Source organism: Spirosoma horti, from assembly GCF_054776595.1.
Window position 1 is genome coordinate 752,491 of the sequence record NZ_BAAHBQ010000001.1, and the last position, 22,478, is coordinate 774,968.

Sequence of the window (22,478 nt, forward strand, 5' to 3'; positions counted from 1 at the left end):
ATTGTATCTTTGGCCCGGCGTTTCACCGGCTCAAGGGGCGGGTGACGAAGTGCCTTAACCAATCTGTTTTTTCGGAGTGCTGCAAACCCTCAACCAACTCGACATCCACCTTTTTTTGTGGCTCAATGGTCGTTACACGCCCTGGCTGGACCCGATCATGATCTGGATTACGGAACGCAACAGCTGGTTTCCGCTGTACGCCCTACTCATTGGCTGGCTTATTTATGAGTACCGAAAGCAAGCCATTGGGTTTATTCTGACCATTATTTTTTCCGTAGCGCTCGCCGACCAGGTGGCCTCTTCGGTTTTTAAGCCACTTGTTCACCGGCTGAGGCCCTGCCATGAACTAGCGTTGCAAACGTTCATTCATCCGGTAATGGAATGCGGAGGCCAGTACGGTTTTGTCTCCTCACATGCGGCCACCACGTTTGCCCTGGCCGCCAGTCTTTGGTTCATGCTGGGTAAACAACATCGCTGGCTATGGGTGGGCTTTTTATGGGCAGCGGTTGTATCGTATAGCCGGATTTACGTGGCGGCCCATTACCCGCTCGACGTACTGGCGGGCACGGGCGTTGGCATGGTATCGGCAGCCTTTTGTGTTTTTGTCCTGCGCAAGATACAGGTCCGTTCAGAGAAGAGTAAATTGGTTTAACAAGCGCGTCAAACATGCATCAGGTTAACTTTTGCCAGCATCTTCGTGTAGACAGGTTTGAGAACCTGACTCCACAGAAGGTATAATTGAGTACAAATAACTTCACAAATTGCCTTAACAATCTTACATACATTCCGTTGTAACTAAGGACCTTTCCGTGTGATCAAATCTTTCACATGGGCCACGAATAGCCTTATGCCAACGCAGATACAGGAGATAAATGGTGCAGTTGCCCAGCCTCTCCTATTTAACGATAGCCCGCCTTCTTTACAGACACGACTCACGGTAATTGTTCCGGTAAGAAACGAAGCCGACCAGCTGACCGAAACCTTGGAATCGCTTCGTAAGCAATTGGATGGCAATAGATTACCATTAAGTCCATCCTTGTACGAAGTTCTATTATTAGCTAATAACTGTACCGATTCCTCTTTTGCCGTTGCCCATCAATACCAGCAGCACTACCCCGAATTTCAACTACATATTGCGCAGATTCATTTACCGCCCGATAAAGCAAATATTGGTACTGTCCGGCGGTTGCTGATGGACGAAGCCTACCGCCGGTTAACGAGTCAGGGGCAATCCGATGGCATTATAGCCTCAACGGATGGCGACACGGTCGTTGACAGTCGATGGGTTTACCATATCATGCTGGAAATGGCGAAAGGCAACGACGCCGTTGGAGGGCGCATTCTGACCCGACCCGACCAGAGTACCGTGCGGTTGTTTCACCTGCGCGATGTGATGTACCGAACGCTGGTGGCTAAAGCCGAAGCCCTGTTCGACCCCTGCTTGCATGACCCCTGGCCCCGTCACTTTCAACATTTTGGTGCGAGTATCGCTGTCACCTGCCGTATGTATGAGCAGGTCGGCGGCCTTCCGGAAACGCCATACCTGGAAGACGAAGCCTTTTATCGGGCTTTGCTCCGCATCGATGCTAAAGTTAGAAAAAGCCCGCATGTGAAGGTCTACACATCGACCCGATTGCAGGGCCGGGTGGCGGTTGGCTTTTCGGAGCAACTACGGTATTGGTCGAGCTTGAATCAGGAAAATCAATGTCAACTGGCAGAGCCCGCCGGAGCCGTCATCACGCGGCTCAGCAATCGGCAGCAATTACGGCTCTGCTGGCAAAAACGTAGTCAGGGTGTACACACCGACTCGTTGAAGCATATCGCCCGTGAACTACTCATTGATCCAGACTGGCTCATCGAGCAATTCAAAAAGAGCCGGTTTTTCGGAGAGATCTGGGAAATGATCGATGAACGCATGACAACGGGGCAATGGATTACCCAATGGAAACCCGTCCCCATTACCGTCGCCATTCAGGACATGCGAAACTATTTGGTCAGGTAAATTGATGTAAATAATAAATTGAAGTCCCTATATTTCAATTTATTAAGTGCCGTAGGCACGGCATGTTTGTAGCAAAAATACCCGAAATAAAAAACGCTACTACTTCTGGAACAGATCCAGACGATACGTTTCCAGACGCTGCCCTAGCAAATGCTTCAGCGGTTTACCTTCACCGGCTATGGCTAAAAACTCTTCATGGACCTGATCACCCGTCAGCGGATAGTCGGGTACGAATGGCGTCCAGTGGACGAGTAGCAGATGGCCATTTTCGGTCAAGTGATCGAGCATTTGTTGACGCGCCCGCTGTAAATCTTCCAGTGTGAGGTAATACCCTACTTCCGATAGTAAGATCAGGTCGAACTGTTCATCAGGGAATTCGGCCGGAATGCTCAATTGCCGGACCGTCACCTGCTCATATGGAGCCAGCCGTTTGCGGGCGGCTTCCAGGGGTAGTTCACTCGCATCGACCGACAGCAAACGGCTACACCGTTGCGCCAGTAATTCACTCAGCACCCCAATTGAACAACCGATCTCGAACGCGTTGGCGTACTGCTCTCGGGGCAGGGCGGCCAGCGTCGTCACATATTTATCCAGTTCATACGAACTGGTTTCAAAGGACCAGGGATCATCATTGGCCCGATAGACATCATCGAAGTAGGTCTTGGGTAAGCTTGATTTAGGCATAGTCGACTTCATTAATACGCTCTTCCAGAAACAACTCCCGTGGTTTGCTGAAATGCATCAGCAACTCGGGCGATAAATAAAATGCCGTGGGGTCGTCGTCGATCAGCCGACTCACCTGCGACTGATGAGCCGCAATGGCCTGATTCCGCTGTGCCATGACCGGCTCAATCGGTATATGCCAGACAACCATTTCGTCACGACCAGGCATATCTTGCTCATTACCAAGCTCCCACAACCAGATCAGGTATTCCAGTACCCGCGGGCGCATCGGAAGCGTTGACAGGGCAGCCTGTACGATCTGCCAGGATGCCCGATGGTCACGGTGTGGGTCCCGACGCCAGGGAACCAGCACGGTCGCGGGTTTTATATCCGCCAGGAGCGTATGAACAAAAGCAACCGCATCGGAAAAGTGTGCACTATCGACTGTTGCCACCTGGGTATCTTTCTGCCGCATGAAAAAGGCATTTTCAGTAGGCACATCCAATTGCCGAAGTGCTTCCAGTGCTTCTAGCTCCCGCACCTGTTGCAACCGATCGGCCGGGTAGCTGAGCGAGTTCGGATGCGACATGGTTCCGTCGCTCACAAACAGCACATGCACCTGGAAACCCCGTTGCCGCAAAAGCGCTATGGTTCCACCACACCCCAACGATTCATCATCCGGATGCGGAGCGATGACCAAGGAATTGCCAATTAAATTCACATCCATCGGATGCGCCATGGCGTCCAGAAAAGTAGCTTTATCAACGCCAGAGTTCATGCACGTTTTGGGGATTATCTAAAACATAGCGCCCAATATCGAGGATGGTAGCATCGGGGGCGGGTTGCCGCAAATAGAACGTCAAGTCGCGATGAATACGCTCGAAGGGGAGTGGCCGCATGAGTCCGCGCGCGCCCACCGACCGTTCGGCCAGGGGCATCACCCGAAGGCAGATTTCTTCGATGGCCGTCCGGGTCATGTTGGCATAAGCCACAATTTTTTCAGCTCCGTCCTCCTCGGCCAGCCAGGCATCGGTGTTCTCGCCGGCAGCCCTGATCCATTGATTGCCCGATTCGATCAGCCAGGCCATTTCGGCCAGCCTGGTACGCTGAAGTTGATCGTTGGTTCGATTCATGGATATCAGCAGTGCCCGCGTTGCGTTGAACAAAGCCTCTGCCCCACCCAACTGTACGGCCGCAAACCGGCTGGCTCCCCCGCTGAAATACGGTTGCTGGTAATAATCGTCGGGTTGCCCGAGCAAGTCATTCTCACCGATTTCCAGACCAGTGAAATCGAGCTTATAGCTAACCGATGCGCGCATACCCAGTGGCTGCCAGAACGTAGTATCCTTCGGGATTGGCTTTATCCGTTCTGTTGGAATAATACACATCTGCCATCCTTGCTTAGACGAGTCACCCAGGAGCTGACCCGTTATAAGGGGTCGCTGAATCCAGCCCGAACCCGAGCAGAACGTCTTAGCTCCTTCGAGTCGGTATCGACCATTACCAATGGCGTGAATTGTTACGCCGTCGCCCGCTTGTGTATTCCAGACGCTGAATAATCGCTTGTGCTGACTTACATCAGCATACCAACTTGTTTTTTGCTCCGGCCTGGCGTATAAATGAATCAGGTTCAGGGCGTTGATATGCCCTTCATAAACCCGCCCAACGGATAAATTAGCGCCCCCGATTCGTTTCAATAACTGAAGCAGTTGGCTGGTTTGGGGCAATTGATTATCCAGTTGCCTGCCAGGCAGGGTAACCGCCAGTAGACCAGCATCGGCCAAACGGCTGAAGGCTTCTTCAGGAAATGTTTTATCATCGTCTGTTTGGGCAGCCGTGTCAGCAATTTGCCGCAATAAAGCCTCTACTGGTTCAGAATCCAGCTCCAAAAGCGGCTTTTTTGGCAAGTCGGCAGTCTGAAAAGGTCTAAGCGTTTCCATATGAATCAAAGCTATTGTTCGCGAAATTGTTTGAGCTATTTGTCATATGAAGGCCGATTTTGGGGCTGGCTTTTCCTGATATTGGGGTTCACTAGCCAGTTTATAGGAAGAAAGTTTACATCTTACCAGCAAGTGGGCTGTTTTTTCCGTACCTTTGCGGGAAATTTGTCCGGCACACATGGCTTCGTTTAATCCGGTTAAAATTTTTTCGGGCAGTCAGTCTACCTATCTGGCCGAAAAAATTGCACATTATTACGGGAAAGACTTAGGTGGTTACACCTGCCGACGCTTCAGCGACGGTGAGATGTCACCCAGTTTTGAAGAGTCGGTGCGTGGCTGCGATGTTTTTCTCATTCAGTCGACGCCCCCACCCGCTGATAATCTGCTGGAGCTGATGCTGATGGTCGATGCGGCCCGCCGTGCCTCGGCACACTACGTAACCGTTGTCATTCCTTACTTCGGTTATGCCCGTCAGGATCGTAAAGACAAACCGCGCGTGTCGATTGCAGCCAAACTGGTTGCCAATACACTAGCGGCATCGGGCGTTGACCGGTTGATGACGATTGACTTGCATGCAGGACAAATTCAGGGTTTTTTCGACTTTCCGGTCGACCATCTGGAAGGAACATCGGTGTTCGTGCCGTATATCCGAAGCCTGAACCTGGAAAATCTGGTGGTTGCCTCGCCGGACGTGGGTGGTGCTAACCGGGCCCGCACATTCGCGAAACACTTCAACGCCGACATTGTACTGTGCGACAAGCACCGCAAGCGGGCCAATGAAATTGCGTCTATGCAGGTGATCGGGGATGTTGAAGGCGCCAACGTGGTGCTGGTCGACGATTTGATCGATACGGGTGGTACCATGGCCAAGGCTGCCCAGATCATCATGGATAAGGGTGCTCTATCCGTGCGAGCCGTCTGCACGCACCCGATCATGTCGGGCAAAGCGCACGAAAACATTGCCAATTCCGTATTGCAGGAATTAGTGGTGGCGGATACGTTGCCGATGAAGCAATCGAATGAAAAAATTAGAGTATTGTCGGTGGCCGAGTTATTTGCCAAAGCCATTGGCCGTATTCGTGATCATGAATCTATTAGTTCACTGTTTATAAAATATTAAACGAGCAAACGAGTGAACGAATGACAGAGCAATTCATCTGCACCTTTTATTCGTTCGCTCATTTGTTCTTTCACTCTTTCAAAGTTGAAATCATGAAAAAACTCGAGATTGTAGGGTATCAACGAGCGAATCTCGGCCGCACGGAATCACAGGCGATTCGGGCCGAGGGCAATGTTCCATGCGTGTTATATGGTGGTGAAGAGCAAGTGCATTTTTATGCACCAGCGATTCTGTTCCGCGATTTGATTTATACGCCTAATATTTTTGAAGTAGCGCTTAACATTGAAGGTGCTGAGTACCGGGCTATTCTTCAGGAAGCTCAGTTCCACCCAGTAAGCGATGTTCTTTTACATGCTGATTTTCTGCTTATTTCGGACAAAAAGCCCATCAAAATTGCCGTTCCCGTTCGTTTACTGGGTACAGCACCGGGTGTTCAGAAAGGTGGTAAACTGGTGACCCGCGTTCGGAAACTGCGCGTGAAAGGTACCGTCGAAAACATCCCTGACTTTATCGATGTGGATGTTTCGAATCTTGATCTGGGGAAATCGGTTCGTGTTGGTCAGATTTCTGTACAGAACATCGAACTGCTTGAAGAAGCATCCAACCCAGTTGCCAGCATCGAAATTCCACGTGCACTGCGTGGTACGGTGGGCAAATAAGGTTGATTATATCTGCCAATTTTTTAAGGCTAATAGATTTACAAAGAAAGCCCGGTCAGACTTCTGGCCGGGCTTTCTTGTTTTATCAGGCGGTGTTTTCTACCGATAGAAGCCGTTACAACTATAGTTTCATGCCCCGCAACCGCAGGCTGTTACTCACCACCGAGACGGAGCTGAGCGCCATAGCGGCTCCCGCAATCATGGGATTCAGCAGAAAGCCAAAGGCCGGAAACAACACACCAGCCGCAATGGGAATACCGATGAGGTTGTAGATAAATGCCCAGAACAGATTCTGTCGAACAACGCGAACCGTTTGTCTCGACAGGTTGAGTGCTCTGGGAATGCTGGTCAGATCGGACGTAATGAGGGTCATCCGGGCGACATCTATGGCAATGTCAGACCCTTTGCCCATCGCAATACTCACGTCGGCCTGGGCCAGTGCCTGCGAATCGTTGATGCCATCGCCCACCATCGCCACGACCTTGCCCGACGCCTGCAAAGCGCTTACAAAATCAGCTTTATCGCCCGGCATGACACCGGCTTTGTAGTGATGAATCCCCACTTGACCAGCCACGGCGGCAGCCGTTTGTTCATTGTCGCCGGTTAGCATATACACATCAATACCTTGACTCTGTAAGGTTTCAATGGCTTGCTTCGAGCTTGCTTTTACAGGATCGGCAATGGCGATTAGCCCAAGAACCTGTCCGGTAGACTCATTTTCCCGGGCAAAATAAATGAGCGTTTTTGCCTGATTTTGCAAGTCAGCGGCATACAGGCTCAGGTCAGCAGGTAGCGTAATATGATTCTCGTTTAGCAGGCTTTCGTTGCCGACGTAGTAAACGACGTTTTGATACGTCGCCCGGACGCCCCGCCCCGTTACACTGTTGAAGGCATCCAAGAGTAACAATTCACGGGTTGAAAAAAAAGCGGTAACGGCCTGGGCCAGCGGATGCTCCGACTGTTTTTCCAACGAATACAGAATGGGCATCAAATGGGTTTGCTCATTGACCGGAACAGCCCAGTGTACGTCTGTAACGAGGGGCTTTCCTTCCGTAATAGTCCCCGTTTTATCGAGCACGACCGCGTTGACCGTATGAGCAATCTCCAGACTTTCGGCATCTTTTATCAGTACGTTATTTTCGGCCCCTTTGCCAACACCGACCATAATGGCGGTGGGCGTTGCCAGCCCAAGCGCACACGGACAGGCAATGACCAATACGGCAACAGAGGTCAGCAGAGCGGTTGTCAACGGGTCGCTGTTGGGGGCCAGGTAATGGCCAAACACCATCCAGACGGCGAACGTCAATACCGCAATGCCCAGCACCACAGGAACGAAAATACCGGCAATTCTGTCCACAAGCTGCTGTACAGGCGCTTTACTTCCCTGCGCTTCCTGAACCATGCGAATGATCTGCGCCAGAAGCGTATCGGAACCAACTTTTTCGGCATGAAACCGGAAGCTGCCCTTCTGGTTGATCGTACCCGCAAAGACGGGCTCCCCCACCTGCTTCAGTACAGGTACGGGCTCTCCGCTGATCATACTTTCATCGACATACGACTGGCCCGATGCAACAAGGCCGTCTACCGGAATTCGTTCTCCCGGCCGCACCACCAACAAATGACCAACCTGAACGGCAGCAGTAGGCATCTCGCGCTCGGTATCTCCCTCAACCAGATGTACCGTTTTGGGTTGTAAACCAATCAGCTTTTTGATGGCCGATGAGGTGTTCTGTTTGGCGCGCTCCTCCAGCAGTTTACCCAGCAGAATGAAGGTAACAACGACGGCGGCAGTCTCAAAATATACGTGTGGATGAACTCCGCTCCGACGATGCCAAAACTCAGGATAAAACGTATTGAACGCGCTGAACAGAAAAGCAATGCCCGTACTCAACGCCACCAGAGTATCCATGTTGGCTTTACCATGCCGGGCCTGTTTCCAGGCATTGACAAAGAATGGCCGACCCAGGCCAAACACGACCGGTGTTGCCAACGCCATCATGATGTAGTTCCCGTAGGAAATCGACATAAAAAACATGCCGATCACCACAAGGGGCAACGATAGAATCAACGCCCCTATGGTCCGTTGTCTGAGGCTCTGAAACCGCTTTTGATTCGCTTCTTCCTGTATTTGCCGGGCATCAGGGCCAGACTCTTCCGTTTCAATGACGATGTCGTAGCCCATTTCCCGAACGGCATGTTGCAGCTCCGTTGGGCTAACGACAGCCGGATTGAACCGGACCCAGGCCGATTGGTTGGCATAGTTCACACCGGCATCACTAACTCCTGGCGTATGTTTCAGGATCGATTCGACACTGACGGCGCAGGCCGCACAGCTCATTTCCAGCACAGGATATGTTTTCCGAATGTCGGTCACAGCGCCACGCCTGGCCGTGGCCGTCCCCGAATCGGCAATGGTCGTATTCATAGGTTTATTAGTTAAGCGGCTCGGCCTTGTACCCCGCTTTCTCAATCGCCTGTCTGACTTTCTCAGCCGTGGCATTTTCTGTGGTCAGCACTTTTTTGGGATCGCTGATATCCACCTGCCAGTTGCCTTCGCCCACGGCTTCGTTCAGAAATGGGGTTACGGTAGCAATGCAGTTGCCACATTTTATATTGGTTTTGAATTTTATGGTTTCCATGATTTCAGCGTTTAGCTCGTTTCTTTTCGTTAACAAATTTCGGTTCTGTCTCCCTCTTTATGCTTACAGAATTCAGGACGATCCGTACAAAATTGCGCACTGGCCTACGTACGGCTTTCCGGAAACATCCCCTACCAGAACAACAGCAGATACCCGCAGAAAATGCCTTCTTGCCTCTGCGAATATCTGCTGAAATAGTAAGCCGATGAAAATCCCGGTTATAGCCTCATTTTACGCTGGCATGGCAGCCACTTCACTGTAGCCGCCCGATGCCAGCAAGCCGGCCGGTACGGTCAGCTCGCCGGTATGTGGCTCAATCAAGCCATTCTGCTCATCTTCAATATTGGTTGCCTGGGTATACACATCCCCGGCGATGGAGCGTTTGCGCATTTCCTGCTTAAACTGACGAATGCGTTCGGTACGTTCGTCCGCGCTCTGAGGTCCACCGTAGTCGGCAAAGCCGAAGCCGCCCCATTCACTGACCACCAGCGGAACCTGCCGCCGGTAGAAAAACGGATCGCCCACAACCAACGGGAAAGCCGCAACCGTATCCAGATCCCCCGCCACCAGCCGGTCGAGGAGCGATTGCCAGCGGTCCAGATCTGGCGTATATAAATGAGCTGTCAGCAGATCCGACTTCAGGCGTCCTTCGTAAGAAATATGTTGCCAGCCATCATTATCGACCACCAGAAACTGCGGATAGGCAAGCTGCATGAAATGGTACATATTGATAATGTACTCCCGGGTATTCGGATTCGTTGCAATATCCTGTGCGCCCCAGTCTTCGTTGTACAGGCTCCAGATCACGACCGATGGGTGCGTACCAATCAGGGCCAGCATACGCATTAACTCAGCCTCGTGATTATGTCGGCTACGAGCTGTTGAGCTGTGCGGGCTCGGCACTTCGACCCAAAGCAACATGCCTAATTTATCGGCCAGATTATAAATGCGCGGGTCGATACCAGCAATATGAACCCGTACCAGGTTACAACCCAGCTCTTTCATGGCCAGCATGTGGCGTTTCATTTCCTCATACGTTGCCGTACCCGGTTGATACAGGATGCCGTCCAGGTAAATGGGTTTGTTATTCAGGTAAACGAACCGTCCCCGTGCCTCAATCTTTCGAAGGCCAAACTGCGATTCGATCTGCGCTACATGGCCACTTTCATCAATAAGCTGAGCTATGAGCCGATACCGAACCGGATTTTCGGGCGACCAGAGTTGCGCCCCCGGTACTTCGATCACCACTCGTTGCTGCTTTTGCCCGGCTTCCAGCATCAATGGAAAATCGGAAGTGGCCATCGGTGTCGACGACAAAGGCGCTTTTCGCTCGAATACCTGCAGGCGTAAAATGTAATTGCCAGGGTCGTGAATCCGGGTGGTCAGGCTAAACCGAACCAACTCGTCCTCAACAGTGCTCACCACGCCCACTCGTGAGCGTAGCCGGTTTCGCTCAACGGTTTCGAGCCATACGGAGCGCACGGCACCCGTGTAGGTCTGATACCAGATGCCACCCCGTTTATAGACGTGTGACTCCTGTTTGCCGCGCGGTGTTTCAGCATCCATCGTATCGGCGATACGTACCGTCAGTCGGTTATTGGGACGTAGCAATTCGTCAGCTAATTCGTAGGAAAAAGACGTATATTCCCCATAGTGAATAGCCTCACCTTCAACCGTGCTGAGCGGATGACCATTGAGCCATACGCGCGTTTCGTAACCGCAGGCGCCAAAGGTTAGCTGAATAATTGAACTGGCAAGTGGCTCGGTTCGCTCGGGCAGGATAAATTCGCGTTCATACCAGGCAATCACCTTGTCCTGCCAGATGACGGGGCCAGCCTGTCCCTTCGCCTGTGCCATATGTTCTTCAATTGAACCAGGCCACTCAGCGACTCCTTCATACGAATGCCCCAGAAACCAGCGATCCTGCAAACCAGCGTCATTGGCATCAATTGAAAACTTCCACTCGCCATCCAGCAGCCAGTGTGAGTTGGAGCGGAGTACCGCTCTGGGTAGCGGATTAATGGGTTCATCGACGGCAGTGCCTTCCTCTTTACTATCAGTAAGACCAAAATTTGATTGGATTTCGGACATAATACGTAAGACAATTAACGGCTATACATTGATTGAGTACCTAGTAAACCGATCAAACGGAAGAAAGTCTCAAAAAATTGGGATTCATTTATTAATGGCTAATTGACCCTGGTTTTTATAGCCCCGAATCCCGACTACTTATTTAACACTCTTTTAACCGCAGGTTAAGACCAATTTAAGTTCAGGCCAGCACTTTTGTAGACCTAAATGACGTACACGCCGTAATCGGTATGAATAAATTCATAAAGAGTATTTTATCATTCTCGCTGAAGAATAAGTTTTTTATATTTTTTCTGACAGGCTTAGCTGTTGTTGCGGGTGTTATCAGCTATCAGAATACACCCATTGAAGCCTTCCCCGACGTCACCAATACCCAGATCACGCTTATTACGCAATGGCCGGGGCGGTCGGCCGAGGAAGTTGAAAAGTTTGTAACGATTCCCATCGAAATTGGTCTGAATTCAGTGCAGAAGCGCACCGATATTCGATCTACATCGCTGTTCGGCCTGTCGGTGGTTAAAATCCTGTTCGACGATGGGGTCGATGACGCCTTTGCCCGCCAGCAGGTCAATAACCTGCTCAATGGGGTCGAACTGCCCGAAGGGATCAAGCCCGATGTGCAACCTCCGTATGGACCTACCGGCGAGATTTTTCGGTATACTCTTCAATCGCCCACCCGCACGGCCCGTGAGCTGAAAACCATGCAGGACTGGGTGATCGAACGCCAGCTGAAGAGTGTACCCGGTGTTGCCGATGTCGTTAGTTTCGGTGGCGAGGTAAAAACGTACGAGATCTCAGTCGACCCCCGTCGCCTGATCGATTACAACATCACCCCTCTGCAATTGTATCAGGCCGTTGCCAACGCTAACGTCAATGTGGGCGGTGATGTGATCGAGAAAAACTCGGAAGCCTACGTAGTGCGGGGCATTGGCCTACTGAAGAACCAGCAGGATATTCAGAATATCATTGTCAAGAATATTAAAGGAACGCCCATCACGGTCCACAACGTCGCCCAGGTTTCTGAGTCGGCCATGCCGCGGCTCGGGCAGGCGGGTCGCGATAAGGAAGACGATGCCGTTGAGTGTATTGTGGTGATGCGCAAGGGCGAAAACCCGAGCGAGGTCATTGACCGGGTGAAAGCCAAAATCAACGAACTGAATACCAGCATCTTGCCCAGCGACGTAGAAATAAACACGTTCTACAACCGGGAAACGCTCATTAATTTCGCCACCCACACAGTTACGCACAACCTCATCGAAGGGATCGTCTTTGTAACGGTCATTGTGTTTATCTTCATGGCCGACTGGCGTACCACCGTTACGGTATCGATTGTGATTCCGCTGGCGTTGCTGTTCGCCTTTATCTGCCTGCGGCTAAAAGGCATGTCGGCCAATTTGCTGTCCATGGGCGCCATCGACTTCGGGATCATCGTTGACGGTGCCGTGGTGATGGTGGAGGGCATTTTCGTAACGCTCGACGAAGTGGCCCATGAAAAAGGAATGGCTAAGTTCAACCGGCTGGCTAAAATGGGAATCATCCGGAAAACCGGCACCGAAATGGGAAAGGCCATTTTCTTTTCCAAAGCCATTATCATCACCTGTCTGGTACCGATCTTCTCATTCCAGAAAGTGGAAGGTAAAATGTTCTCTCCCCTGGCCTGGACCCTTGGGTTTGCGCTCCTCGGTGCGCTGATTTTTACCCTCACTTTAGTGCCCGTACTCGCGAGTATTCTGCTCAAGAAAGACGTCCGGGAGAAGCACAATCCGTTCGTAAATGTGGTAACGAGTGCTTCAACACGGTTATTCAATTTTACCTTCGCCCATAAAAAAATCAGCATGATTCTGACGGGCGTTCTGGTCGCTGTTGGGCTGTCGGGCTTTACGCTGCTGGGCACCGAGTTTCTACCCGAGCTGAACGAAGGGTCTATTTATGTACGGGCAACAATGCCCATGAGTATTTCGCTGCCCGAGTCGGTGAAACAAACGGTGCAGATGCGCCACATTTTCGAGCAGTTTCCCGAGGTGAAAGGCGTTATTTCCCAAACGGGGCGCCCCAATGACGGCACGGACCCAACCGGCTTCTACAACATCGAGTTCCTGGTGGATATTTATCCGCAGGATGACTGGAAAAGTGGTCTGAGCAAAGAAGAATTGATTGAAAAAATGCAGGAGAAACTCAGCGTTTTTCCGGGGGTAAACTTTGGGTTCTCACAACCCATCATGGACAACGTCGAAGAGGCTGTATCGGGCGTAAAAGGGTCCATTGCTGTGAAAATTTATGGTCCGGATCAGGGTGTTCTGGAAACGAAAGCCAACGAGATCCGGAACCAGTTAGCTACAGTGCAGGGCATCGAAGACCTGGGCGTTATTCGCACAACGGGCCAGCCCGAAATGCGGATTGAGCTGGACGAACATAAGCTTGCCGTCTATGGCGTTAACAAATCAGATGCCGAAGCGGTGATTGAAATGGCTATCGGTGGCAAGGCGGCTACCCAGATTTACGAAGGCGAACGGAAGTTCGATCTCCGTATCCGATATGATCGTCCGTTCCGTTCCAGCGAGTCACAGATCAGCCAATTGATGGTGCCGACCGAAAATGGCAGTATGATTCCTATCAAAGAAATTGCCAATGTATACACCCAGACCGGACCCGTGCTGATTTTCCGGGAAGCCAGCCAGCGCTACGGAGCGGTCAAGTTCTCGGTACGGGGCCGCGACATGGGTAGTGCCGTTGCCGAGGCTCAGCAGAAAGTGCAGGCCAATGTGAAACTTCCGGCTGGTTATACGGCCAAGTGGGCTGGCGATTTTGAGAATCAGCAACGCGCCACGGCCCGGTTAGCGCAGGTTGTTCCCATTAGTTTGCTGGCCATTTTCTTTATTCTGTTTGTTTTGTTCGGCAATGTAAAAGACGCGGGTCTGGTGCTCTTCAATGTCCCCTTCGCAATCATTGGTGGCATTGCAGCGCTCCTGATTACGCACGTCAACTTCAGCATCTCGGCGGGCATTGGCTTCATCGCTCTCTTCGGAATTTGTATTCAAAACGGTGTCATTCTTATATCCGTTTTCAAGAAAAATCTTCGCAATAGTATACCGTTGACTGACGCGATACGCGAGGGGGTTATCTCACGAATACGACCGGTAGTAATGACCGCGATGATGGCCGGTATCGGTTTAATTCCGGCGGCTATTTCACACGGGATTGGCTCTGAAACGGCTAAGCCTCTGGCCATTGTCGTGATCGGCGGCTTGATTACAGCTACCCTGTTAACGCTGTTTATCTTTCCACTGATATTCTATGCTTTCTACCGGCAGAAGTTCAATGACATTTAATTGCGGCTATTTTAGATACGTTAAATAATTTTAACCGGGTTCTTTCGTTTTTTTTAAAAAGAAATTGCAACCTTGCAGGGTGTTAATACAGAAAAGTGCTTGCTTTTCTGTATATATAAAAAAATTGCTTACTTTTAGCATAACAATCCTTTACAAAGGGAAGGTTGAACATCAAGATTTGGCGGCCACCCGGTCGTCAATCTTGAAATGGTGTGGATAGAAGCGGAAAGCCGCCCCGATATTCGGAGCGGCTTTTTTGTTGATTAGCCAAGCCCGAATTCAACTAGCTTTCTGGCCTACCTATGGCTCCCATTTACCGATTCAGGAACCCGAACCCAGCTCCAGTCGAGAGCCCCGCTTTTATTTAACAGCCTTTTAATTCCATTTTCAACTCCTTTTAAGGTTACACAGCGAGTTTTAAACACTCAACCAAGTAAACATCTGCCGACACTAGTGTGGCACTTTTCGCTAGGCTGTGTATATCTTTTAATAAATAAATTAATCTGCCGTTTTTAAATCAGCCGATAGCTATGTATGTTGCCGATATGAAGATCCTGGTAGTAGAAGATGAACCCAAATTAGCTTCCTTTGTCAAGAAGGGGCTGGAGGAGCAATCGTGCGAAGTAGATGTGGCCTATGATGGGCAAGTTGGTCGTAACATGGCCCTCAATAACCTCTACGACGTGATTGTACTAGATATCAACTTGCCAAAAATGAATGGCTTTGATGTGGTTCAATCCATCAGACAGGAAAAAAACCGGACGCCCGTTCTCATGCTGACCGCTATGGGTTCGGTAGATGATAAATTAACGGGCTTTGAAGCGGGTGCCGATGATTATCTGGTGAAGCCGTTTGAGTTTCGTGAGTTAATGGCTCGCTTACGGGCACTGACCAAACGAAGCAGCGATGCCGGTATGCAGGCCAATGTGCTGAAAGTAGCCGACCTGGAACTGGACTTGAATGAGAAAATTGCTCGTCGGGGTGATAAACGTATTGAGCTCACAGCCAAAGAATTTGGTCTGCTCGATTATTTGATGCGGAACCGGGGTCGCGTCGTCTCGCGGGTCGATATTGCCGAAAAAGTCTGGGACATTCACTTCGATACAGGCACGAATGTTATTGATGTTTATGTCAATTTCCTTCGCAAAAAAATTGACAAAGATTTCCCAACCAAGCTTATTCATACGGTCATTGGCATGGGGTATATGTTAAAAGAAGAATAAATCGAATCCATCAGGTAGTGGCAGGTCGTACGTTGGTCAGTCGCCAGTCATAACTGGTCACCGTTCAACGTACGACTTATTTTATGAACATCCGCACTCGCCTGACGTTATTATTTGTACTGCTGGTCGCTTCGATAGTCCTGCTGTTTACAGTCTCTGTTTATTACCTGTATGACCAGTTCAGGGAGCAGGAATTTCAGCAGCGGCTCGTTGAGAAAGCGTTCACGACTGTCCGGCTGCGTGAGGACGTCGGTGAAGTGCCGCGGGCGGATCTGCCCGTGATGACCGATGAGCAGGTCACGATCTACAACCGACAGGGTACCGTTTTATACAACCAGGAAAACAAGCGCCCACGCTTCCCGGTAACACCGGCGTTCCTGAGCAAAGTTGCTTACCAGAAACCCCAGTATAGTCGAATTGGCGATATCGAGGCCATTGCGGTGCTGCATTTGAACGCCCGGAAAGAGCCTTTGATCATTGTGGCTTCCGGCAACGATCGCTATGGATTAAGTAAGCTCGACCGGCTGCGGGAAATCCTGTTTTCAGGTTGGTTATTAAGCCTGGTTATCGTTGGCATAGCGGGTTATCTGTTTGCAACCGATGCACTAAGGCCTGTGGCTGAGCTCATTACCCAGGTGAATGCCATCTCGGCAACCAATATCCACGAGCGCCTGCGGGTGGGTCGTTCGCGCGATGAACTGGCCGATCTGGCTCGAACGTTCAACGATCTGCTTTTCCGACTCGAAGAAGCCTTTGTGTTGCAGAAAAGCTTCGTTTCGCACGCATCCCATGAGCTGCGTACTCCGCTCACGGTCATGATGGGGCAGATTGAGGTAACCCGGCTACAGGCCCGCACAACGGAGGAATATGAAGTCGCTTTCGATGCGTTGCTGGATGAAGTGAAGAGTATGATCCGGCTTGTGAACGGCCTGCTCGAACTGGCCCGGGCCAGTTCGGATGTGGTAACGCTCAACTACCAGCCGGTTCGTATCGATGAGCTGTTATGGCAGGCGCAGAGTCTGATTATCAGCAAAAAGCCCGATTATCAGATTGACATCGACTTCGATAACCTTCCTGTTCATGAAGAAGAACTGGTCATTGTTGGGGAAGAATCACTCCTGCAAACGGCCTTCCAGAACCTGATGGAAAACGGTTGTAAATATTCGCCGGACGGGTCCGTATCGGTGCGCATATTTTTTGAACAAGGGCGGTTAAAACTTACCTTCAGTGATCAGGGCTATGGCATTCCGGAGAATGATCTTCCGCATATTTTTGAGCCTTTTTACCGCTCAGAATCAACCATGACCATTATTGGTCATGGCATTGGCCTGGCCCTGACGCGACGCATCATTGAATTGCATCATGGCCATATTCAGGTCGATTCGGTCATAGGAAAAGGAACTACGTTTCGCATCACTCTCCCAACGACCTATACGCCGTCTCAGGCCTTGGCCGGGAGCACAAACTCGGTGAAAGTAGCAGCGGCCAAATCTACGGATTAAACTAACTTCTTCACATCCAGCACTTTTACGTTATTCTGCTGCGCTTTTTTAAGCGTTTCGGGCGAGTATGTAGATAGACGCACGTTTTCCTGCATATCAGCTCGTTTCTGAATGTGCTGTTCAAGGTAACGATCGAGGTGTTTTCCTTCAAGACCATAGCTAAAAAACAGCGATACGCGTTCGCCCTGCTGCTCCCGGAACAGAAAATCGGGCAGTCGGTTTTCCAGACCCACGTGCAGGGGCAGATTGGTCAGCACTTTCATCCGACGGGCGTTGCCACTGTGGAGCGTTCGCATGTTCCAGACCACAATATCGCCCGCACGCGTGTCGGCGAAGACATCGGCGCCATCAGCAGCCTCGTGGCTCCCGGCTTTAAACCGAATGCCGCCACTAAAGCTGTCGTGGTTCTGTAAATAAATACCGAAACGAATAAGCGGGTATGGCCCTTCCCAGTCAGCCCCCTGACCAAACTGATAGCGGTCGATGTTGTCCCGGTGGAAACCGCGCGTACCCGTTCCGATCTGATACGTACTATCGGAAAAATAGACAGGTGTATCGCCCAGAAGTTCGGTGGCAATGGCCACAATTCGTGGGTCATAAATGACCCAGCTCAGGCCGTCTTTACTCAACAGATCCCCTTTCACCGAAGCTGCCTGTTTGACCTGCGCCACTTGGCCAAGTTTCTGTTGCCGATCCCGGTGTTCATACGCCGAATGGCGTAAGTTAGCTACTTCGTCGGGCGTAAACACGTTACGGACAATGAGATAGCCCTGCTGTTCGAATTGCTCCCGATGTGTCATAATTGGGTCTAAATGTATGGTTCTCGATTTACTGTATGTACGATACCGTTGCCACCTGCGCCATGTCATCCCAGAAGGAAGGATAGGACTTAGCCACAACGCCGGGTTCGTCAATAATGATTTCATGCTGCATGGCTACCGGCGCAAACGCCATGGCCATCCGGTGATCGTCGTAGGTTGCGATGGTAGCCGGGCCTGAAGGACTTTCCGCCAATCGATGAACTTCGTATAAATGATTCGGCTCTACCTCAACCAGCTCAGCACCAATCTTTTGCAGCTCAGCCTGCAAAGCCGCCACCCGGTCCGTCTCCTTTATCTTCAAACTTTCGATACCCGTAAGCCGGAGCACGACTCCTTTCACGGCGGCACAAACGGCTACGGTCTGGGCCAGATCAGGACAATCCGTAAAATCCCAGGCCAGCGATGTGGCCGTTGGGCCTTTGGTTAGGCGAACCCCCGAATCCGTGAATGTACTCTCGACACCCAACGAACGCATGATGTCGACGATTGCACTGTCGCCCTGGAGCGACTTCGCTTTCAGACCCAGCAGGTTGATCTCCGTCGTGAGCGGTCCGGCGATCCGGTCGTTGGCCAACGCTGCGACACTGTACCAGTAACTTGCCCCTGACCAGTCCGATTCAATCGCATATGATTTAGGCGTATAGGGTTTGGGCGCTACGGTGATCGTCTTTGTCTCCCAATCGGCCTGAACATCGGCCCCGAAATACCGCATCTGTTCGAGGGTCATTTCAATATATGGACGGGAACCAATGGCGCCCGTCAACTCCAGTGTCAGCCCATTTGGGAGCAGTGGGGCAATCATCACGAGTGCCGATATGTATTGACTGCTCACATCCCCACGAATGCTCAGCCGATTACCGGCTTCCGCTGCTGAGGAGAACCCCTTGATTTGCAGGGGCGGGTAGCCTTCCTGCTTGAGGTAGGTAATATTGGCACCCAGCGTCCGCAAGGCATCCACGAGAATTCCGATTGGGCGCTCGCACATCCGGGGGGTGCCCGTCATTATTTTTTCTTGGCCCGTTACAGCAAAATAAGCCGTCAGAAAACGCATGGTTGTCCCGGCATCCAGCACATCGGCCGTCTGATCGGTTGACTTCAGCAACCGAATCATCGTTTGTGTATCCCGGGCGGTCGAGAGGTTTTGCAAATCGCAGCGAAATCCGGTGAGTGCGTCGATAATTAACGCGCGGTTACTTTCACTTTTCGACGAAGCCAGTGGAATCGTGGCCTGGACAAGACCGGAAGCATCCAGTCGGGATTGCGTTAGCGTGGCGGGGGGTGTTAAACGAACAGCGTTCAAGAGATAAACAGGTTGGTACTGACACGAAATAGTTCGCAAAAAAACGAAAAATCGACTACATTCCGGCCATTATCTGCGTTAGGGTATCAGACGGGGAGTTCTTTTTCGACAGAATGATCGATTTATCGAGTGTCTGTCCGATCTCCATCCGGCAACCCTGTCCTTAAAAGCGCCGAACGTATCCGGCAACTCAACTAACATTCAGGCTGAACAGGCATGACCCTTATTTTCACAAACGCCCATTTATTTACCGGAACCAACTGGTTACCAAACGCATCCGTCCGCATCGAAAACGGGCGTATCCGGGAAATCAACTCCTCAACACCCACCCAACGTGATCTTGATAAGGCCACGATCATTGATCTCGACGGCGATTACCTGATTCCGGGTCTTGTCGATCTGCAACTGTATGGTGGCTCTGATTTATTTCTGAACGATCAGCCAACCCCCGAAACGGTTCGGCATATTTATGACTCCCATTCCCGGAACGGCACCACGACCCTGCTACCGACCATTCACTCCACGTCCCTCGCGATCATGCAGGAGTCGATGGCGGCCGTGCAGGTTGTAAGGGCCGAAAATCCATTTGGCGTACCGGGTATTCACATCGAAGGCCCGTATTTTAACCCGATTAAGCGGGGTGCGCACAGCACCGCCTATGTTCGAACACCAGCCGATGGCGAGTTGGAAACCCTGTTCAGCACCAACGCCGATGTCATTCGGATACTAACCCTGGCCCCCGAAATCCTGACGCCCGACCAGCTCGACACCATAAAAAAACGAAAGCACGCTAACACGCTTCTTTCCCTCGGTCATAGTAATGCAACTTACCAGCAAGCCACCACGGCGTTCAACGAGGGCATTCCGCTGGCAACGCACCTCTATAACGCTATGCGCGGCTTCGAAAGCCGGGAGCCGGGGGTTGTCGGGGCGGTTTTCGATTACCCGACGGTTCACGCCAGCATCATTGCCGATGGGTATCACTGCAACCCGACCGCCATCCGCATTGCCTACCGGCTTCTGTGCCCCGACGGCGAACCGGAACGATTGTTTCTGATTTCTGACGCGCTCTTTGCCAATCCTCCCCGACCCAACTTTGAGCTGGGCCAGTTTATCGTGCACTTTGAGCCTGATCAACCCAGGCCCGGCCGCTATGTCAACAATGAAGGGAACCTGGCTGGCTCGGCCATCACGTTGATCGACTGCGTTAAAATTGCCGTTGAGCAAGCCGGTATTCCGCTGACGAACGCGCTCCGAATGGCCTCGGTTATTCCCGCCGAAATTATTGGTATGGGTGATCAATTAGGCAAAATTCACCCTGATTACGTAGCCAATCTGGTACGGCTGGATCAGTCTATGAACGTAAAAGGTGTCTGGGCATCGGGTGAACCGCTAGCGTAAGTATGACTTATCGGGCGTCTCTGGCGATGGCTTTCTCGTAGTTCTGATTCAGCGTTTCCAGAAACTTACCCGTTATCCAACTGATATCCGAGTCTCGAATAAACACAAACCGCTTGGGTATCGACGTGTCGGCGTAGGCGCGTAAAACAGCTTCCATTAAAAGTGACCCGGCAATAAGCTGTTTTTCGTTGAACTGGTTCTGCACATTGACCAGATCAGCCTCCGCCTTCCGGCGCACAACCGGATCGGTCAGGTCCGACAAGTCGGGGTGAATCAGGCTTTGATAGTCCGTAATGGCCAACCGGGCAAATTGTTCAGCATCGGCCAGCGTGATGGGCACGGCCGTCGTGCCTGCTTTTTCGGGATGCAGGTAGGCGGCCATGGCCCAGGCTATGCCGCCACCCAGGGCTACTGTTCTGCGTTGGTGCAGGCCGGGACTTGTGGTATTGAACTCCACACTGATGGCCGTATCGGCGATCATTTTAATAACGCGTTGTGCTTCTTTTTTATAGGCATCAATGGATAATGAACGATTGTTATCGATCAGATTAGCCAGCGTTTTGGTACCGACGGGTAAGCTAACGGAATGAAACCGATGGCCGCTGTCATAATACCCCCCTTTGGTATTACCACTCCCGATATCGACACAGGACGCCGTAAGCCACAGTTTTCGAGGAATGGACCCGATCATAAACAGTTCAGCTTCACGGGCCGCCGTTAGTGTCGAGTCAATGAACAGACTATCGCTTCCGGGCAGGCTATTGGTCACCAGGGCCGAAAATAATTCGTACAGCTTCTTTTTCTTGGCGGGCGTTTTCCCCAGCGTTTCATTGACCCCGCTGCTAAAGGCAACGTAAATATGATCGGCCGGAATGTTGTAGCGCCGAATCGAATCCAGATAGGCTTTCATCACCTCCTGCCCATCTTTGAACGACTGAGCCGTACCTGACACCAGGGTTACGTTGGGAGCAATGGGTTTCACTTTAACGTCTTTATTGTAAAACCCATTTTCGTAGATGGTTCGAAAAATAGCGAGCTTCACCCCCGACGCCCCGACGTCAATTCCCGCGTACAAATCTTTCGATGCGGTTTCGCTGATCAATTGCCGCATGGCTGCTTCACTAGCCCCAAAATTCAATTGTTTGTATAGCATCTGCGCTTTATGAAAATAGCCCAGTGCCGTCTGGCTGTTCTCCTGTTCGCGGTAGGCATAGCCTAAATTTTCGTACGTAACCGCTTCCATATACGCATCTTTCGACCTGACGGCGGGCAAGGCCCTCAATAGTAAATCAATGGCCTGCTCAGACCGATCAACCATTCGTAGGGTATTTCCCAGCTTAATAAAATGTTGAGCCTCCACCGCGTTACGTGCGTTTTGGGCCAAGGCAGAAAACGGATACGATAAAAGGAAAATAAGTAAGAAGACGTAGTTCATACACATGTAATCATTTGTTGGACAGAGGACTATACCGTAAAATGCATAACCGGTTGATACAGCAAGATAACAATTCAAGTTTGCCGGTACGCTGATTGTGAGGGAAAGGGGCGGTAACCACGAATGCGATCAAATTTTCCAGTCTAAACCTACAGCAACAAATTCTGGACAATCAGTATACTAAAAAATCTTATAGTTGGAAAAAATAGACATCAAGTAATTATCTATTGCACTTATCAAGTATTTCAGAATTATATTTTACCTTACTATTGGAATGCAATATTATAATATTAATATTTGATTAATAACAGTAAATACTACTCTCTAACCGTGCGCACGGGTACTTTCCGGGG

The 22,478-nt window shown here is 50.9% G+C and carries 17 protein-coding genes; 8 read left to right on the forward strand and 9 right to left on the reverse strand.

Annotation, left to right across the window (positions count from 1 at the left end; genetic code table 11):
- Positions 1 to 76: 76 nt before the first annotated feature.
- Both ACYVAM_RS03120 and ACYVAM_RS03125 read left to right on the forward strand, forming a co-directional pair.
- Positions 77 to 652, forward strand: coding sequence for a phosphatase PAP2 family protein (locus ACYVAM_RS03120; RefSeq protein WP_461063809.1), 576 nt, complete (start codon positions 77 to 79; stop codon positions 650 to 652).
- 195 nt (positions 653 to 847) lie between these two features.
- Entirely contained in the window at positions 848 to 2,002 is a 1,155-nt protein-coding gene (locus ACYVAM_RS03125) for a glycosyltransferase family 2 protein (protein ID WP_461063811.1), read from the forward strand.
- A gap of 99 nt (positions 2,003 to 2,101) precedes the next feature.
- Here the strand turns inward: ACYVAM_RS03125 and ACYVAM_RS03130 are convergent, their stop codons facing one another.
- Genes ACYVAM_RS03130 through ACYVAM_RS03140 form a run of 3 tightly spaced genes read right to left on the reverse strand, consistent with a single transcriptional unit; the run spans position 2,102 to position 4,605 of the window.
- The gene (locus ACYVAM_RS03130; RefSeq protein ID WP_461063813.1) at positions 2,102 to 2,686 is read right to left on the reverse strand and encodes a class I SAM-dependent DNA methyltransferase; all 585 of its coding nucleotides are present in this window, start codon (positions 2,684 to 2,686) and stop codon (positions 2,102 to 2,104) included.
- Entirely contained in the window at positions 2,679 to 3,443 is a 765-nt protein-coding gene (locus tag ACYVAM_RS03135) for a PIG-L deacetylase family protein (RefSeq protein WP_461063815.1), read from the reverse strand. Before ACYVAM_RS03135 ends, ACYVAM_RS03130 begins: the two co-directional genes overlap by 8 nt.
- On the reverse strand, positions 3,427 to 4,605 hold the full coding sequence (locus ACYVAM_RS03140) for an acyl-CoA dehydrogenase family protein (protein ID WP_461063817.1): 1,179 nt from the start codon (positions 4,603 to 4,605) through the stop codon (positions 3,427 to 3,429). The genes ACYVAM_RS03135 and ACYVAM_RS03140 overlap by 17 nt, the downstream gene beginning before the upstream one ends.
- Before the next feature lie 178 nt (positions 4,606 to 4,783).
- On the opposite strand from ACYVAM_RS03140, the gene ACYVAM_RS03145 reads away from it, so the two are divergent.
- Positions 4,784 to 5,725, forward strand: a complete 942-nt coding sequence (locus ACYVAM_RS03145; RefSeq protein WP_461063819.1) for a ribose-phosphate pyrophosphokinase — start codon at positions 4,784 to 4,786, stop codon at positions 5,723 to 5,725.
- 92 nt (positions 5,726 to 5,817) lie between these two features.
- Positions 5,818 to 6,384, forward strand: a complete 567-nt coding sequence (locus ACYVAM_RS03150; protein WP_461063821.1) for a 50S ribosomal protein L25/general stress protein Ctc — start codon at positions 5,818 to 5,820, stop codon at positions 6,382 to 6,384.
- A gap of 121 nt (positions 6,385 to 6,505) precedes the next feature.
- Here ACYVAM_RS03150 and ACYVAM_RS03155 read toward each other — a convergent pair whose 3' ends face one another.
- The 3 genes from ACYVAM_RS03155 to ACYVAM_RS03165 all read right to left on the reverse strand — a co-directional run bounded on the left by ACYVAM_RS03155 (position 6,506) and on the right by ACYVAM_RS03165 (position 11,114).
- On the reverse strand, positions 6,506 to 8,809 hold the full coding sequence (locus ACYVAM_RS03155) for a heavy metal translocating P-type ATPase (RefSeq protein ID WP_461063823.1): 2,304 nt from the start codon (positions 8,807 to 8,809) through the stop codon (positions 6,506 to 6,508).
- Positions 8,810 to 8,816: 7 nt separating this feature from the next.
- Positions 8,817 to 9,023 carry a heavy-metal-associated domain-containing protein gene (locus ACYVAM_RS03160; RefSeq protein WP_461063825.1) on the reverse strand — a complete coding sequence of 69 codons (207 nt, stop codon included), beginning with the start codon at positions 9,021 to 9,023 and terminating at the stop codon, positions 8,817 to 8,819.
- Positions 9,024 to 9,254: 231 nt separating this feature from the next.
- Positions 9,255 to 11,114: a glycoside hydrolase family 2 protein gene (locus ACYVAM_RS03165; protein ID WP_461063827.1), complete on the reverse strand. Its 1,860-nt coding sequence runs from the start codon at positions 11,112 to 11,114 to the stop codon at positions 9,255 to 9,257.
- 230 nt (positions 11,115 to 11,344) lie between these two features.
- Between ACYVAM_RS03165 and ACYVAM_RS03170 the strand changes: the two genes are divergently transcribed.
- The 3 genes from ACYVAM_RS03170 to ACYVAM_RS03180 all read left to right on the forward strand — a co-directional run bounded on the left by ACYVAM_RS03170 (position 11,345) and on the right by ACYVAM_RS03180 (position 17,168).
- On the forward strand, positions 11,345 to 14,443 hold the full coding sequence (locus ACYVAM_RS03170; protein WP_461063829.1) for an efflux RND transporter permease subunit: 3,099 nt from the start codon (positions 11,345 to 11,347) through the stop codon (positions 14,441 to 14,443).
- Positions 14,444 to 14,988: 545 nt separating this feature from the next.
- On the forward strand, positions 14,989 to 15,666 hold the full coding sequence (locus ACYVAM_RS03175; protein ID WP_179945465.1) for a response regulator: 678 nt from the start codon (positions 14,989 to 14,991) through the stop codon (positions 15,664 to 15,666).
- A gap of 83 nt (positions 15,667 to 15,749) precedes the next feature.
- Positions 15,750 to 17,168: a sensor histidine kinase gene (locus ACYVAM_RS03180; RefSeq protein WP_461063831.1), complete on the forward strand. Its 1,419-nt coding sequence runs from the start codon at positions 15,750 to 15,752 to the stop codon at positions 17,166 to 17,168.
- On the opposite strand, the gene ACYVAM_RS03185 is transcribed toward ACYVAM_RS03180, so the two are convergent.
- The gene (locus ACYVAM_RS03185) at positions 17,165 to 17,968 is read right to left on the reverse strand and encodes a phytanoyl-CoA dioxygenase family protein (protein ID WP_461063833.1); all 804 of its coding nucleotides are present in this window, start codon (positions 17,966 to 17,968) and stop codon (positions 17,165 to 17,167) included. The two genes, ACYVAM_RS03180 and ACYVAM_RS03185, sit on opposite strands and share 4 nt — an antisense overlap.
- Positions 17,969 to 17,996: 28 nt before the next feature.
- A complete protein-coding gene (locus ACYVAM_RS03190; RefSeq protein ID WP_461063835.1) occupies positions 17,997 to 19,289 on the reverse strand; it encodes a 3-phosphoshikimate 1-carboxyvinyltransferase in 1,293 nt (430 codons plus the stop codon).
- Positions 19,290 to 19,505: 216 nt separating this feature from the next.
- On the opposite strand from ACYVAM_RS03190, the gene nagA reads away from it, so the two are divergent.
- Positions 19,506 to 20,690, forward strand: coding sequence for an N-acetylglucosamine-6-phosphate deacetylase (gene nagA / locus ACYVAM_RS03195; RefSeq protein ID WP_461063837.1), 1,185 nt, complete (start codon positions 19,506 to 19,508; stop codon positions 20,688 to 20,690).
- 7 nt (positions 20,691 to 20,697) lie between these two features.
- On the opposite strand, the gene ACYVAM_RS03200 is transcribed toward nagA, so the two are convergent.
- The gene (locus ACYVAM_RS03200; RefSeq protein ID WP_461063839.1) at positions 20,698 to 22,125 is read right to left on the reverse strand and encodes a tetratricopeptide repeat protein; all 1,428 of its coding nucleotides are present in this window, start codon (positions 22,123 to 22,125) and stop codon (positions 20,698 to 20,700) included.
- Positions 22,126 to 22,478 lie beyond the last annotated feature (353 nt).